This window comes from Paenibacillus lacisediminis (genome assembly GCF_046567315.2).
This window is the reverse complement of record NZ_JBKIAX020000002.1, coordinates 1-15,264: the sequence shown is the minus strand read 5'-3', so window position 1 is coordinate 15,264 and position 15,264 is coordinate 1. Positions and strand designations below refer to the sequence as shown.

The window sequence follows — 15,264 nt, the reverse complement described above, 5'->3', positions numbered from 1 at the left end:
CATTTGATTTTTCCGCAAATCTCATTTTCGAGCAGGTGAAATGCAAAAGTACATCTGATTTACGATCATTTGATAAAAAAGTATCTTTTAACCGGATATGAACTGCACATTTGCATTTGGACCACCCGTTTCGAGGAGTTTCGACAATAACCGCCTGCACTTTTGCATTTCATATAGTCTCCTGTTCATATTCCGGCCAAGCCCTTCATAAAAATATTACTACCAGATATTTCGAGTGGGCTACTGCGGTTTGGGTACGCCGCTCAACGAAACGCCTGACTTGACCGGGGGGACTGAGGAGATGGACGTGAAATCAAATGTGAAAAAACGAAGAGCGGAGCGGATTAGGCAGCTGACGATGGAGGATGCGGCCGGTCTTCTCCTCCCGGATAGGGGGCGGGATTCCGGTAGCTATAGCGCGGTTCGGCCCGGGCTGGGCGGTTCGATGGACTCTAAAGCAGAGGCTCGTCCTGGAGGACATCCGCAGAGCGACGAAACCGGGAATTCAGGGCTTGAAGCCGAACGCGACCCCGAGTTGCTGTGGAAACGCGGGCAAGGCCGCTGGGAGGAGCTTTACGGCGGTTTTGGCGGCAGAGAAGACCCCCCGCCCCCGGCAGGCAAACGCTCTTCCTTTTGGACGACGATGTTTACTCGGCTTGTGATCAGCGCGCTGCTGTTTTTGGGGTTTTGGGGAATAGAACGGTACGAGCCGTCCTGGTCGCTTCCGATTCGAGCGTTTGTCGCGCAGTCGCTGACCGAAGAGATGGATTTTCAGGCGGTGGAAACCTGGTATGAACGTTATTTCGGCGGTGCGCCGTCATTTATTCCGATTTTTAAGCACCATGAAGACAACGGGGTAAAGGTCGGGGCAACAAGCGGATTCGTTGCTCCCGTCTCCGGCAGCCCTGCCGGCTCGTTTGCGCTCAGCTTGAAGGGGGTCGAAATGATTCCGGAGCGGGCGGAGAACGGAGTTGTTCAGGTGAAAAGCATAGGAACCGGACGGGTTCTCAGCGTAACCCGGGATCCGGCGATGGGCGTGACCGTCACGGTCCAGCATGCCGATGGATACATCTCCATCTACGGCCGCCTGGAGCAAACCGCCGTCGAAAAAGGGGATTGGCTGGAAGGGGGCGATATCGTCGGCACGCTTCCTCCAGGAACGGAACCGCCGCTCCCGACCTTGTATTTTGCGCTGCAAAAAGATAACCGGTATATCGATCCGGCGGATGTGATTCCATTTGATTAAATGGGGCGGAATGACGATTTCCTTTCATCCTCTGTTTGTTATCATTATGCTCATGTCGGTATTGACCGGCCATTTCTTGGAGCTTCTGTCCCTGTTTGCGATCGTTTTTATCCATGAGCTCGGCCATGTGGCCGCGGCGCGGATGTATGGAATCCGCGTTCTGTCCGTGCAAATGCTTCCTTTCGGCGGCGTTGCCGTCATGGAGGATGCGGGAGATCTGACGGCCGGGCGGGAAATCGCCATCGCTTTGGCGGGGCCCTTGCAAAACGTGCTGCTCATCTTCGCGTCCTTGCTCCTGCACGCGGCCGGTTTGTGGGACGGGCCTTTTCTGGACTATTTTATTCAAAGCAACATTTTGATCGCTCTGTTCAATTTGCTGCCGATTTTGCCGCTGGACGGCGGGAAAATCAGCCAGGCCTTCTGCAGCTTTCTGCTTCCTTACCACGCCACGCTGGTCTGGTCCTACCGCATCAGCCTGCTGTTCAGCGTCATGCTGACCGCCTACTCGCTGCTGCCGCTCCTGCTGCTTCGGGAAGGACTGCAGCTCAACATACTGATGATCGGCATCTTTTTGCTCTATTCGAACGCCATCGATTACCGGAATATTCCTTACCGGTTTTTGCGCTTTCTCGTGAACCGGGACCGGAGCTTTTCCAGGCATCTGATGAACGGGACTTTAGCCCAGCCGATTGTTGCTGAAAAAGCGAAACCTTTGGACCATATCTTGCGTCTATTTAAACGGGAAAAATACCATTTCATCTACGTTATGAATCATCAAGGGAACATCGTCGCCGTTGTGCCGGAACAGCGCGTCATTTCCTCCTTTTTAAGATTAAAGAATTTTTAGTTTCAGCGCGGCTGAATGGTTCTTTTTTCCGACGGGAGGCACGGAGCTTAATGTGCGCAGTCATGGTATAATGTGATACAGGTATGATTCTGCTAGAACGTTAGAAAGGTGAGATCATGAAAAGGATGATTGTTCACTGCGGATCCGGCTCTACCGAGGTGGCGCTTCTGGAAAACGGCAGACTGGTGGAGTATGCGGCGGAGCGTTCTCAGAACAGAGGACTGGTCGGCAGCTTTATTAAAGGTAAAGTCGTTAATGTCATTCCCGGCATGCAAGCCGCATTTGTGGATATAGGACAGAAAAAAAACGCGTTTCTGTATATTGATGATGTGCTTCATCCGCATTTGGAAAAACAGCCCAAACCGAAGCCGGCGATTACGGAGTTGTTGAAGCCCGGCCATGAGCTGGTCGTTCAGGTCGTAAAAGAAGCGATCGGCAATAAAGGCGCGCGGGTGACGACCCATTATTCCTTGCCCGGGCGCTGGCTGGTGTATATGCCGACGGCCGGTTACGTCGCCGTATCCAAAAAAATCGGCCGCGAGGAAGAAAGATTCCGGTTGAAATCAGTTGGCGAGGAGCTGAGGCAGGAGGAGGAGGGGCTTATCCTGCGGACGGTGGCCGAGGACGAAGGCAGCGCGGCGATCGGCGAAGACCTGGACCTGCTGCGGGGGCAGTGGACCTCTATCCTGCAGGAAGCCGGGGACGCCGCGGCTCCCGCTTTACTGCATCAGGATTTAAGCGTCGTGCAGCGGTTGATGCGGGACGTCTACAGTCCGGAAACGGACGAGCTGATTGTGGACTGTCCGGAACAGGCCGACGAAGCGCTGGCTTTTTTGCGCAAAATGCTGCCGGGAGAATCGCCGCGCATCATCGTGTATGAAGGCGAACCGCCTTTGTTTGAGCATTACGGGGTCAAGCCGCAGCTCGACAAGGATTTTCAACGCAAAATTTGGCTGCCCGGCGGCGGCTACCTCGTTTGGGACACGACCGAGGCTCTGACCGTGATCGACGTGAACACGGGAAAATACACCGGGGGCACGGATTTGGAAGATACGGTGTTTCAGACGAATTTGGAGGCGGCCCGGGAGATCGCCCGGCTTGTCCGCCTGCGCGACACCGGCGGAATCATTATTATCGATTTCATCGACATGGACTGCGACGAGCATCGAGAGGCCGTCTGGGAGCGGCTGGAGCAATCGATGTACGGCGATCGGACGCAGCATCACATCTTAGGCTGGACGCGGCTCGGACTGCTGGAGATGACGCGAAAAAGAATTCGTGCGGAAAATTCGTTATGATCTTGGCTGAAAAACAAATTGATATTATCCGCACCACATGCTATTATAGTGAGGTATGTGTCACTAAGTATATGCTTGTGCACATGCTGTAACCGCTCCAGTCGGGTCAACAAGTCCGCTTGCCATAAGGCAGCGGCACCTGGATTAGGCGAGTCTGAGACATGAGGAGGTGCAAGCAAATGTACGCAATTATCGAAACCGGCGGTAAACAATACCGTGTTCAAGAAGGCGATGTGCTTTACATCGAGAAATTGGACGCGCAGGACGGCGCAAGCGTAACGTTCGACCGTGTGTTGGCAGTATCCAAAGGGGAAGGTTTGGTGGCGGGAACTCCGCTCGTATCCGGCGCTACTGTTACGGCTAAAGTCGAAAAACACGGCAAAGGCCAAAAAGTGGTCGTTTACAAATACAAACCGAAAAAGAACTACCACAAAAAACAAGGTCATCGCCAGCCGTACACGAAAGTAACGATCGAGAAAATCCAAGCGTAAGAAGGTGCGGTAATTGATTATCGTCTCCATTTTGCGCAGGCAGGATAACGGCATCTCGGGCTTTGAGGTGGAAGGCCATGCCGGCTACGCGAAGGCCGGGGAGGACATTGTATGCGCCGGCGTTTCGGCCGTTACCGTAGGTACGGTCAACTCCATTGAGGAGCTGACGGCGGTCGTGATGGATTCCCGGATGAAGAACGGCTTTCTAAGCGCGAGTCTTCCTTCCGCGGTTCGGCCGGAAGCCGAGGAACAAGTGCAATTGCTGCTTGCTTCCCTTGTCGTTATGCTGAAGAGTATCGAAGAATCATACGGGAAGTATATTCAGATACAGGACGTCATCATTTAAAGAAGGAGGTAGACTACAATGTTGAAATTGGATCTCCAGTTGTTCGCTTCGAAGAAGGGCGTAGGCTCCACGAAAAACGGACGCGACAGCATCGCGAAACGCCTTGGCGTGAAACGTGCTGACGGCCAAGTCGTGACGGGCGGAAGCATCCTCGTTCGTCAACGCGGTACGAAAATTCATCCGGGTACGAACGTAGGCATCGGTTCCGACGATACGCTGTTCGCCAAAGTCGACGGCGTCGTGAAATTCGAGCGTTGGGGTCGCGATCGCAAAAAAGTGAGCGTCTACCCTGTAGAAACCGCTCCGGTAGCGGCTACGGTTGAAGCCTAAGCGGCGAAGCCGTACGAAATGAAGCTAGCTGCAAAGCCCTGGCACAATCAAGTGCCAGGGCTTTTTAAATGTCGGGATATCGATCATTTTGGATTTACTAAGTGGAGCGATTTTGAAGCCGGGTTTATGTTATACTTGGTTAAGATGCCAGGGTGGCAAGCTCACCCAATTCGTTAGGGGAACGGGGAAATGATGAAACATCGGTTCACGGTGCCGACGATCGGCGTGCTGCTTGCAATCGCTAGTCTGGGCCTCCATTATTACGTGAAATCACCGATAGGACATGCGGTTATAAGCGGTTGTCTTTTCGTCTTGTTTTGGATGTATGTACGGCATATTCGAAAACAGGCGGCGAACGAGCGGAAGCATTTGCTGGAATCGGTACAGCGGACGGCTTCGGCGACGCTTAGCCACCATCGCCATGATTGGATGAACGACCTGCAGATTTTGTACGGATATATTCGGATGGGCAAATTTGATAAATTGGCTGGTTGCGTGGAAAGAATAAAGGAGCGAATGGCTGTAGAGAGCAAAATATCGAGGCTCGGCATTCCGTCGCTCGTGTTTTATTTACAGTCGTTCCGCGAAGTGAACGGATCGGTGCAGCTGGAGGTTGAAATCGAAAACGACTTGCAGCTCGGCAGCCTACTTACGGCGGACGACGCGGAAGAGCTGACGGAAGCTATCGTGGAAACGGTCAGAGCTTATCAGTATACCGGCCGGTCTTCGTGGGGAGAAATCCTCCAGTTGAAGATGTCCATCACCCGGGAGAACGGTGAGGTGCTGGTGCGCTTCGATTCGCCCGCCTTACCGGGGAACAAGGAAGCGCTTCGGCGCCAAATTGAGGAATGGGCGGAGGGGAAACGGGTTCGCGCCGAACAGGTTGAATCGGAATTCTCCGCTTTTCGGCTGCGGATTTCCTGCGGGAATTTAAATGAGGTGAATGCATGTTTGTAGATAAAGCGAAGATTTATGTCAAGGGAGGCGACGGCGGTGACGGGATCGTCGCTTTCCGCCGGGAGAAATACGTTCCCGAAGGCGGCCCGGCCGGCGGCGACGGCGGCAAAGGCGGTGACGTCATTTTCCGGGTGGACGAAGGCTTAAGAACACTGATGGATTTCCGCTATCAGCGCCATTTCAAGGCGCAGCGCGGGGAGAAGGGACGGAACAAAAGCCAGCACGGAGCAAATGCGGAAAATATGATCGTTCGCGTGCCTCCGGGTACGGTCGTGATCGACGACGACACGCAGGAGGTGCTCGCCGATTTGACGCGCCACGGTCAACAGATTATCGTGGCCCGCGGGGGGCGCGGGGGGCGCGGCAATATTCGCTTCGCCACGCCAAACAACCCGGCGCCGGAGCTGGCCGAGCATGGCGAAGAAGGCGAAGAGCGCTGGGTGGTGCTGGAGCTGAAGGTGATGGCCGATGTCGGGCTGGTCGGTTTTCCGAGCGTCGGAAAGTCGACGCTGCTGTCGGTCGTATCGGCGGCCAAGCCTAAAATCGGCGCCTATCATTTTACGACGATCACGCCGAATCTTGGGGTGGTCGATGCCGGCGAAGGGCGCAGCTTCGTGATGGCCGACCTGCCGGGGCTGATTGAAGGTGCCCATGAAGGGGTCGGCCTGGGGCATGAGTTTTTACGCCATGTGGAGCGGACGCGTCTCATCATCCATGTCGTCGACATGGCGGGTTCGGAAGGGCGCGATCCGTTTGACGATTGGCAGAAGATCAACGACGAGCTCAGGCAATATAACGCCGATCTGGAGCATCGTCCGCAAATCGTCGCCGCCAACAAAATGGATATGCCGGAGGCGGCTGAAAATTTGGAGAAATTCCGCAAACAAGTCAGCGAGGTTCGCGGCGACCTGGAAATTATGCCAATCTCCTCGTTCACTCGCCAAGGGGTTCGTGAGCTTGTTTACCGCGCGGTCGATTTGCTTGATCAAATCCCGGAAGCACCGGCGCTCGAAGAAGTGACCGAACTGGAGGAGCGGAAAATTTACAAGCTTGACAAACGCGAGGACGAAGGGTTTACGATCCGGCGGGAAAATGAGACATTTATCGTGGAAAGCATAAAAATCGAGCGGATGATGAAGCGGATGCAGCTCAATTCGCATGACGCGATTTTAAAGCTGGCCCGGACGCTGCGCCACATGGGCGTCGATGAGGAGCTCCGCAAACGCGGCGCCAAGGACGGTACGCCTGTACGCATCGGCGACTTTGAATTCGAGTTTGTGGAAGGCAGCAGTTATTATTATTGACCTAGAAAGCACCTTTGCGGTGCTTTTCTTGCTATTGGCGGCACCAGCGGAACTTCGTGTATTTTCGGCAAAAACCATTGCTACCTAAGCGACTTTCCGGTATAATGTCCACTATACAAAAACAAGAGTCTCTAAGGAGAGGACGTTTTGTGAAAGAGCATTATTATTTGGTTCGCGAGGACATTTTGCCCGAAGCGGTGGTCAAGACGCTCCAGGTCAAGCAGTTGCTCGCCGCCGGCGAAGCCAAGACGGTGCACGAGGCGGTGGCGCAGGTGGGCTTAAGCCGCAGTGCTTTTTATAAGTATAAAGACGGCATTCATCAATTAAATCAAATTGAACGGGAAAGCATTGTGACCATCTCCTTTGACCTGGAGCACCGCTCAGGAATTTTGTCGAAGGTGCTTGCGCTGATTGCCGGCTCCGGAGGAAACGTGCTGACGATTAACCAAAGCATTCCTCTCCAGGGCAGGGCGAACGTCGTGATTTCCGTGGAGACCTCCCGGCTCACCGAGGAATTTGACGCGATGCTGCAGTCGCTTCAGACCATTCCCGGCGTGAGGAGAACGCAAATCGTCGGCCAAGGCTAAGGCGGATGAGCGCGGAAGGGTTGAGAGAAATCATAGAAAATGCTCGCTGCCTAGGGCGTATTGGATAACAGGAGGGGATCGGAAGTGAAACCAGTGAAAGTTGGATTGCTTGGGCTTGGCACGGTGGGAACCGGCGTGGTTCGGATCGTGGAAGGGCATCAGGAGGATCTGAGCAGTCAAGTGGGGTCTCCGATACGGATCGAGAAGATTGCGGTGAAAAATCTGGAGAAACCCCGCAGTATCGCGATCGATCGGGCCAAGCTGACGGAGGATCCGTGGGAAGTGATCCGCGATCCGGAGATCGACGTCATCGTGGAAGTGATGGGTGGCGTCGAACAGACGAAAACTTACATTTTAGAAGCGCTGGAACGCGGCAAACATATCGTTACGGCCAACAAGGATCTGATGGCGCTGTACGGTTCGGAAATTTTGGCCAAAGCGATGGATAATCAATGCGATGTGTTTTACGAGGCCAGCGTAGCCGGCGGCATCCCGATTATCCGGACGCTGATCGAAGGCTTCTCCTCCGACCGGATCATGAAAATTATGGGGATCGTGAACGGGACGACCAACTTTATTTTGAGCAAAATGAGCCAGGAAGGCGCTTCTTACGAGGATGTACTGAAGGAAGCGCAGCAGCTTGGGTATGCGGAAGCTGATCCGACCTCCGATGTGGAGGGGCTTGACGCCGCCCGTAAGATGGCGATTCTCGCCACGCTGGGCTTCAGAACCAATGTCGAGCTCAGCGACGTTCACGTCCGCGGTATTTCTTCGGTAACGCGGGAGGATATTTTATATGCCAAACGGCTCGGTTATGAAATGAAGCTGCTGGGGATCGCCGAGCGTCAGGATGACGAATTCAGCATCACTGTGCAGCCGACGATGGTCAAAAATACGCATCCGATCGCTGCGGTGGGCGGCGTCTACAACGCCGTCTATGTGTACGGCGAAGCCGTGGGAGAGACGATGTTTTACGGCGCCGGAGCCGGCGAAATGCCGACGGCCACTTCCGTCGTCGCCGATTTGGTCGCCGTCGTCAAAAATTTGAAGCTGGGCGTCAACGGTCTGAAGCAAATCGTTCCTTATAAGCCGAAGAAGCTGAAAACCGACGAGCAGATCGCCTATAAAAATTTCCTGCTGCTTCATGTCGATGACAAAGCGGGCGTGTTGGCCCGGATCACTCAGGTGTTTGCCGAATATGAGGTCAGTCTGGATTCGGTCGTTCAGTCGCCGAACACGAGCGTGGACGGGGCGGAGATCATGATCGTTACTCATTATGCCAGCAAAGCGAGCATGGATAAGGTGATCAACCATTTCGAGTCGCTTGATGTGATTCATCGGATCAAAAGCGTTTACCGCGTTGAAGGATAAAATTATTTTTAAAAAAGGAGTTCATCCCATGAGATACCTCGGACTGCTGGAAACCTACAAAGAATATTTACCCGTTACCGACAAAACGCCGAAGCTTACGCTGCAGGAGGGGAATACGCCGCTGGTGCGGGCGGAAAATTTGTCGCGGGAGCTCGGGCTTGATCTATATTTCAAATATGAGGGGCTGAACCCGACCGGGTCGTTTAAAGATCGCGGCATGGTGATGGCCGTTGCCAAAGCGATCGAAGAGGGCAGCCGCACGATCATGTGCGCCTCCACGGGCAATACCTCGGCGGCTGCAGCCGCTTATGCCGCTCGCGCGGGCATCGACTGCATCGTGCTGATTCCGAACAACAACATTGCGTTGGGGAAACTGGCGCAGGCAATGATTTACGGTGCAAAAGTGATCGCCATCGAAGGCAATTTTGACCGGGCGCTCGAAATCGTCCGCGACATTACCGCCAAGCATCCGATTACGCTGGTGAACTCCGTGAACCCATATCGCATTGAGGGGCAAAAAACCGCCGCTTTCGAAGTTTGCGATCAGCTCGGCAAGGCGCCGGACGTGCTGGCGATTCCGGTAGGCAACGCCGGCAACATCTCCGCGTACTGGAAAGGCTTTAAGGAATACCACGAACGCGGAAAATCGTCTTCGCTGCCGCGCATGGTCGGCTTTGAGGCCGAAGGTGCTATGGCGATCGTCAAAGGCGAGCCGATTCTGGAACCGGAAACGATCGCTACCGCGATCCGCATCGGCAATCCGGCAAGCTGGAAAACCGCTGTAGCGGCTGCCGAGGAATCGGGCGGGCAAATCAATTACGTGACGGACGACGAAATTCTCGAAGCGTACCGGACCATTGCTGCCCGTGAAGGCATCTTCGCCGAACCGGCTTCGGCGGCTTCCATTGCCGGCGTGTACAAGCTGAAACGCGAAGGTTACTTCAAAGACGGCGAAACCGTCGTTTGCGTCCTTACAGGCCACGGCTTGAAGGACCCGAATATTGCGATCAAGAGTATCGGCAGTGAACCGCTTGTCGTCCAGGATACGGAGGAAGCGGTCATGGATGCGATCGCCAAGCTGCAAGGGGCACGCGCATGATTCGTGAGGGCGGGGTCCGGGTCAAGGTGCCGGCCAGCACCGCCAACCTGGGTCCCGGATTCGATACGCTGGGCATGGCGCTTTCTCTGTATTCCTGGATCGAGATGAAGCCGGCGGGGACGACCGTGTTTCATCTTTATGGCGACGAGATGAGCGGGTTGCCGAAGGATAAAAGCAATCTGGTGTATCAAGTCGCGCAAATGGTGTTTGCCGAAGCCGGCGTGCAGGTGCCCGAACTGGAAATTTCGATGTATTCGGAAATTCCCCTGACCCGCGGGCTCGGAAGCAGTGCTTCGGCGATCGTCGGGGCGCTGCTTGCCGCCAATCTGCTGATCGGCTCGCCGCTCGACCGGGCCAAGCTGTTCGACATGGCCACGGAGTTGGAGAAGCATCCGGACAATGTCGGGGCCTCCTTGTTTGGCGGCATCATCACGGCCGTATGGGACGGCAGCCACGCGGACGTGCTGCGGATCGAACCTCCGGCCGATCTCGACGTGCTGGTGGCGATTCCCGATTTTCAGCTATCTACTTCCAAGGCCCGCGAAGCGCTTCCCCGCCAGGTAAGTTTGCAGGACGCAGTGTATAACGTCAGCCGCACATCGCTGCTTACCGCGGCCTTGGCAGCGGGACGGCTCGATTTGATTCCGGCCGCGATGCGCGACCGCCTTCACCAGCCCTACCGGGCTGCGCTTGTTCCCGGCATGGCGCGGATTTTGGCGGAAGCGACCAAACACGGAGCGCTCGGGGCCGCTTTGAGCGGGGCCGGACCAACGCTGCTGGCATTGGCCGACCGGCGGCAGCGTACTGGGCAGAACCTGGAGGTTTTCCTTTTGGACGTTCTTGCTGAGCACGGAATCCGGGCTAGGACGATCTGGCTCGAACCTTGCACAATTGGGGCAATCGAGCTTACTATGGATAGGGAAGGTTCATTTATGGATTACGTCAAAGGGGAAGTCAGGACATGAAACGTATAGCATTGCTGCCTGAAGGATCGGTTTCCCACGAAGCGGCGCTCTACCTGTTTGGGGATGAGCCGGTGGAACTGCTTCATTTCAAGCAAATTTCCGATGTATTTTTAGCCACGGCCAGCGGAAAAAGCGATTACAGCGTCATTCCGGTGGAAAATACGATCGAAGGATCGGTGAGCCTGCATATGGATTGGCTTGTCCATGAGGTGGACATTCCGATGCAGGTGGAGTGGGTGTATCCATCGATTCAGAACTTGATCGGCCGGCGGGAAGAATTCGGCGCCGGAGCGTCTGATGGCGATGACATCGATTTTTCCAAAGTTACCAAAGTGCTTTCTCACCCGGTCGCGATGGCCCAATGCCTGCAGTTTATCCGCTCCCGCATGCCACAGGCCGAATTGAAACATGTCGGCAGCACATCGGAAGCGGTAGAAGTGGTCAAGCATAATCCCGGCCTGGGATGGACCGCCATCGGCACGAGATTGGGAGCGCAGCATCACGGTTTGGATGTGCTGGCCGGCAAAGTGACGGACCATGACAACAACTATACCCGTTTTGTCCTGATCGGCCCGCAGCCGCTGAAGGTCGGCGGGAACAACAAAACCGCCCACAGCAAAACGAGTCTGATGATTGCGCTGCCGGAAGATTTTCCGGGGGCACTGCACCAGGTATTGTCCGCGTTCGCCTGGCGCAAACTGAACTTGTCGCGGATCGAGTCGCGTCCAACGAAAAAGAAATTGGGGAATTATTATTTTTTAATGGATGTGCTTGAACCGCTGGATTCCGTGCTGCTCAGCTCGGCGATCGGCGAAATCGAAGCTTTGGGGTGTGGGGTGCGCGTGCTGGGGAGCTACCTCAGTTATTCTTTTGAAGAGCAAACAGCGGAGGTGCAGAATTAATGGCAGAACAAGTTATTTACTTGGATGGACAATTCGTAACAAAAGATGAAGCAAAGGTTTCCGTGTTTGACCACGGTTTTTTGTACGGGGACGGGATTTTCGAGGGGATTCGGATTTATAACGGCAATATTTTCAAATGCAAAGAGCATTTGGATCGCCTTTACGATTCCGCGAAATCGATCATGCTGGACATTCCGCTGACCTATCAAGAAATGGAGGACGCTTTGGTGGAGACGCTGCGCCGCAATGAGCTGCGGAGCGGCTACATACGGCTCATCGTTTCCCGTGGCGCAGGCAATTTGGGCCTGGATCCGAACCGCTGCCCCAAAGCAACGGTCGTCATCATTGTGGAGCAGCTGGCGATTTATGCGGAGGAAGCCTACAAATCCGGTTTGAAAGCCGTCTCGGTTTCCACGCGCAGAAACGTACCTGACGCGCTGAACCCGAAAATCAAATCGCTGAACTATTTGAACAATGTATTGGTGAAAATCCAGTCGAACCTGGCTGGGGCGGGCGAGGCTATTATGATGAACGCTCAAGGTTACGTAACGGAGGGCTCGGGCGACAATATTTTTATCGTTAAAAACGGGGTTATCACGACGCCTCCATGTTATTTGGGCGCACTGGAAGGGATCACCCGCCAGGCGATCATCGAAATTTGCGAGAGAAAAGGATATAAACTCAAAGAAGAACCGTTTACGCTGCATGACGTTTACGTGGCCGACGAAGTGTTCCTGACCGGGACCGCAGCGGAAGTTATCGCTGTTCGGGAAGTGGACGGCCGGGTAATCGGCGAAGGACATGCCGGTCCGGTGACGCTGAAGCTCTTGGAGGAGTTCCGGGCGATCGTCGACCAGGACGGTTTGAAAGTTTGGCAATAGCGGCTCCAGTGTGGGCGTTTCGATCCTATTTCCCTTTTTCAAGAGGGAGATAGGATTTTTTCTTTATGTTGGATGTCAAAAACCGGGCTCCTGCATAGGATGTTATAAATGGGCCCCGGGCGATAATCACGTTCCGGAGATGATACCTAGGAGGTCTTTAGCGCGTGAAAATTCATATTGTCAAAAAGGGCGATACTTTGTTTGAGCTCTCAAAAAAGTATAATGTGCCTCTGCAGAAATTGATCGAAGCCAACCCGCAAATCGCGAATCCCGACATGCTGAACGTTGGTGAAAAGGTGAAAATTCCTGCCGAGGCGGTGCCAATCGGCGGTGAGACGGGCAAAATGTATAAGCATGTCGTCAAGCAGGGAGATACGTTGTGGAAACTGGCGAAGGCGTGGGGACTTTCTTTGCAGGCGTTGATCGCGGCGAATCCGCAGCTGAAAGACCCGAATGAGTTGACAGTTGGCGAAATCGTCCATATTCCCGCGGGTGCGGGGCCGGTCGGGGGAGAGCACGGCAATCCGCATCCAAATCCGCATCCAAACCCGGAGAATATCGGGACAATGCCAGCCCAAACCGGCAAGAAAAGCACGGCACCCATTGCCGGCATGGCCGGCAAAAAGAGCACGGCTCCTATAGCCGGGGTGGAAACACCGCCCAAAGCCAATATTGCGCCTGAAGCCGTTCAGCCTAAGCCTGTCCCCAAGGAAGCTCCGAAAGAGGAGGTTCCCAAGGCGCTGCCTATTCAGGAGCAGCCGAAAACGGTGCCGATGGAGATTAAAATCGAGGTCGAGCAGATCCAATACGAAACCACTAAGCTGCAGCCCACGAAGATCGAGCCGATCATGCATGAGCCAATCAAATACGAACCGCCAAAATTCGAGCCGATACATTATGAACCTGCCAAGTATGAGCCTATAGCCTATACGCCGATGAAAACGGAACCGACCAGCCTTGCTCCAATCTCGTATGAACCAATGAAATCGGAACCGTACAGTTATGGGCCGGTAAGCCCGGCTGCCTATGAACCGATGAAATCGGAGCCTCAGGCGTACGCACCTTTAACGATGGGGCAGCAGCCTGAATATGCAAGCCCGTATTATCCGCAGTATCAACCGCTCCAACCTACATCCATACTCCCCGCAATGGTCTATCCAACTCAATCCCCGTGCGGATGTTCGGGGAATGTCCCGACCTACCAGCAGCCGGAAAGCTATCATCCTTTTTACCAATACAATATACCTGCGGAAGCTGTATCTTCCTCTAATGTTCCGCAGTTTCCGCAGGTGCAAGGTGCAATGGGGCATATCCCGGAAGGGGAGTATCCAGGGCTATCGAATGCAGGCGTACCGATGTATCCGATGCCGGAGGTAGGCGGGATTACCAGCCCGGCTGAACACATGGGCTATCCTATGCTTAACGCGCATCACTATCCGTCATCCGGGCCGCAGTATGTGTCTCCCGAATCCTATGGCAAGCCGTCGTATACCCAAGGAGCAGCCTGGCATCATGGTCCGGGATACCCCCCGTATTATGGATCGCCGATGTCGGCATACCCGACCGCGGTTTCACCTTTAGCCCAAGCGCCGTCTATGCCGGGTTATCCTTATCCGACGCCCTTCACCCAAGGGCTGTTTATGGGAAGTGAGCCGCTTAAGGGCGAAGTTAGCCCGCTGGAAAACATGCAAGGTTATTTGCCAAGGGAGGAGCAGACTGCGGAAATCCATGCAGAATCCAAACCGGCAGGAACTCCGGAAGCTCCGCAAGCAATTTCCGCTAAAGATGTTAATATCTCGGGCGGTCCGGACTCCATAAAAACTCGTAAAAAGCAAGGTAAGGCCAGCAGCACAGGTGGGGCTGGAAAAAAAGCGCGCTCAGGTAAACACAAAACGTCCGGCCGCCGGAATCCGTGGATAAATGCTTAATGTTTTTGGAGCGAGGGCGATGATCCCTCGCTCCCCTTTTCCATGAATTAACATGCTAAATTGCTTGAGATTAAGCAAACAATATGCTATATTAAATATCCCCGTTAAATGCGATGCTCTTAAATCTCGCAGGGGAGTAATTGATTTAAAATGTTTTTAAAAAAAGTGCTTGCTTTTCTTTCGTCAGTATGTTACATTATTTAAGTCGCCGCTGAAACAACGGCGATGAACGAAAGCGAAGTTGATCTTTGAAAACTGAACAACGAGTGAGTATTAAATGAGAATTAAAATTCTCGTCAGTAACTGATTGAGCTAATCGCTCTTTCGAATAAAGTTTCAACTTGGATGGAACACCTCATGCCTTCGGGTACGAGACTCCTTCCAACTTTATTGGAGAGTTTGATCCTGGCTCAGGACGAACGCTGGCGGCGTGCCTAATACATGCAAGTCGAGCGGACCTGATGGAGTGCTTGCACTCCTGATGGTTAGCGGCGGACGGGTGAGTAACACGTAGGCAACCTGCCCGTAAGACTGGGATAACTACCGGAAACGGTAGCTAATACCGGATAATCAAGTTTCTCGCATGAGAGGCTTGGGAAAGGCGGAGCAATCTGTCACTTACGGATGGGCCTGCGGCGCATTAGCTAGTTGGTGGGGTAACGGCTCACCAAGGCGACGATGCGTAGCCGACCTGAGAGGGTGAACGGCCACA

At 54.1% G+C, this 15,264-nt stretch carries 15 protein-coding genes, 1 rRNA gene and 1 other annotated feature; all 16 genes read left to right on the top strand.

The window, feature by feature from the left end:
- The first annotated feature begins 301 nt into the window (after positions 1-301).
- Entirely contained in the window at positions 302-1,246 is a 945-nt protein-coding gene (locus ACLD72_RS03435) for a peptidoglycan DD-metalloendopeptidase family protein (RefSeq protein ID WP_411003157.1), read from the top strand.
- Positions 1,239-2,093 carry a M50 family metallopeptidase gene (locus ACLD72_RS03430; RefSeq protein WP_411003156.1) on the top strand — a complete coding sequence of 285 codons (855 nt, stop codon included), beginning with the start codon at positions 1,239-1,241 and terminating at the stop codon, positions 2,091-2,093. Before ACLD72_RS03435 ends, ACLD72_RS03430 begins: the two co-directional genes overlap by 8 nt.
- A 116-nt stretch (positions 2,094-2,209) precedes the next feature.
- On the top strand, positions 2,210-3,391 hold the full coding sequence (locus ACLD72_RS03425) for an Rne/Rng family ribonuclease (RefSeq protein WP_411003155.1): 1,182 nt from the start codon (positions 2,210-2,212) through the stop codon (positions 3,389-3,391).
- An 80-nt stretch (positions 3,392-3,471) separates the two neighbouring features.
- Positions 3,472-3,557, top strand: a sequence feature (ribosomal protein L21 leader region).
- A gap of 13 nt (positions 3,558-3,570) precedes the next feature.
- Positions 3,571-3,882, top strand: coding sequence for a 50S ribosomal protein L21 (gene rplU, locus ACLD72_RS03420; protein WP_251591020.1), 312 nt, complete (start codon positions 3,571-3,573; stop codon positions 3,880-3,882).
- A 13-nt stretch (positions 3,883-3,895) separates the two neighbouring features.
- Complete coding sequence (locus ACLD72_RS03415) at positions 3,896-4,228, top strand: ribosomal-processing cysteine protease Prp (RefSeq protein WP_411003154.1); 333 nt, start codon at positions 3,896-3,898, stop codon at positions 4,226-4,228.
- Positions 4,229-4,246: 18 nt separating this feature from the next.
- The gene (gene rpmA, locus ACLD72_RS03410) at positions 4,247-4,558 is read left to right on the top strand and encodes a 50S ribosomal protein L27 (protein ID WP_036620517.1); all 312 of its coding nucleotides are present in this window, start codon (positions 4,247-4,249) and stop codon (positions 4,556-4,558) included.
- Between the two features lie 189 nt (positions 4,559-4,747).
- Positions 4,748-5,515 carry a Spo0B domain-containing protein gene (locus ACLD72_RS03405; RefSeq protein ID WP_458475546.1) on the top strand — a complete coding sequence of 256 codons (768 nt, stop codon included), beginning with the start codon at positions 4,748-4,750 and terminating at the stop codon, positions 5,513-5,515.
- Complete coding sequence (gene obgE, locus ACLD72_RS03400; protein ID WP_411003152.1) at positions 5,506-6,819, top strand: GTPase ObgE; 1,314 nt, start codon at positions 5,506-5,508, stop codon at positions 6,817-6,819. The genes ACLD72_RS03405 and obgE overlap by 10 nt, the downstream gene beginning before the upstream one ends.
- 149 nt (positions 6,820-6,968) lie before the next feature.
- On the top strand, positions 6,969-7,406 hold the full coding sequence (locus tag ACLD72_RS03395; RefSeq protein ID WP_128629477.1) for an ACT domain-containing protein: 438 nt from the start codon (positions 6,969-6,971) through the stop codon (positions 7,404-7,406).
- 84 nt (positions 7,407-7,490) lie between these two features.
- Complete coding sequence (locus ACLD72_RS03390; RefSeq protein ID WP_411003151.1) at positions 7,491-8,777, top strand: homoserine dehydrogenase; 1,287 nt, start codon at positions 7,491-7,493, stop codon at positions 8,775-8,777.
- 28 nt (positions 8,778-8,805) lie between these two features.
- Positions 8,806-9,876 carry a threonine synthase gene (gene thrC / locus ACLD72_RS03385; RefSeq protein WP_411003150.1) on the top strand — a complete coding sequence of 357 codons (1,071 nt, stop codon included), beginning with the start codon at positions 8,806-8,808 and terminating at the stop codon, positions 9,874-9,876.
- Positions 9,873-10,841 (top strand): homoserine kinase, encoded by a 969-nt coding sequence (gene thrB / locus ACLD72_RS03380; RefSeq protein ID WP_411003149.1) that lies wholly within the window; start codon positions 9,873-9,875, stop codon positions 10,839-10,841. Before thrC ends, thrB begins: the two co-directional genes overlap by 4 nt.
- Positions 10,838-11,743 (top strand): prephenate dehydratase, encoded by a 906-nt coding sequence (gene pheA / locus ACLD72_RS03375; RefSeq protein WP_411003148.1) that lies wholly within the window; start codon positions 10,838-10,840, stop codon positions 11,741-11,743. Before thrB ends, pheA begins: the two co-directional genes overlap by 4 nt.
- Positions 11,743-12,624: a branched-chain-amino-acid transaminase gene (ilvE, locus tag ACLD72_RS03370; protein WP_411003147.1), complete on the top strand. Its 882-nt coding sequence runs from the start codon at positions 11,743-11,745 to the stop codon at positions 12,622-12,624. The genes pheA and ilvE overlap by 1 nt, the downstream gene beginning before the upstream one ends.
- 164 nt (positions 12,625-12,788) lie before the next feature.
- Entirely contained in the window at positions 12,789-14,552 is a 1,764-nt protein-coding gene (locus ACLD72_RS03365; RefSeq protein ID WP_411003146.1) for a LysM peptidoglycan-binding domain-containing protein, read from the top strand.
- Between the two features lie 387 nt (positions 14,553-14,939).
- A 16S ribosomal RNA gene (locus ACLD72_RS03360) occupies positions 14,940-15,264 on the top strand; the annotation flags it as partial.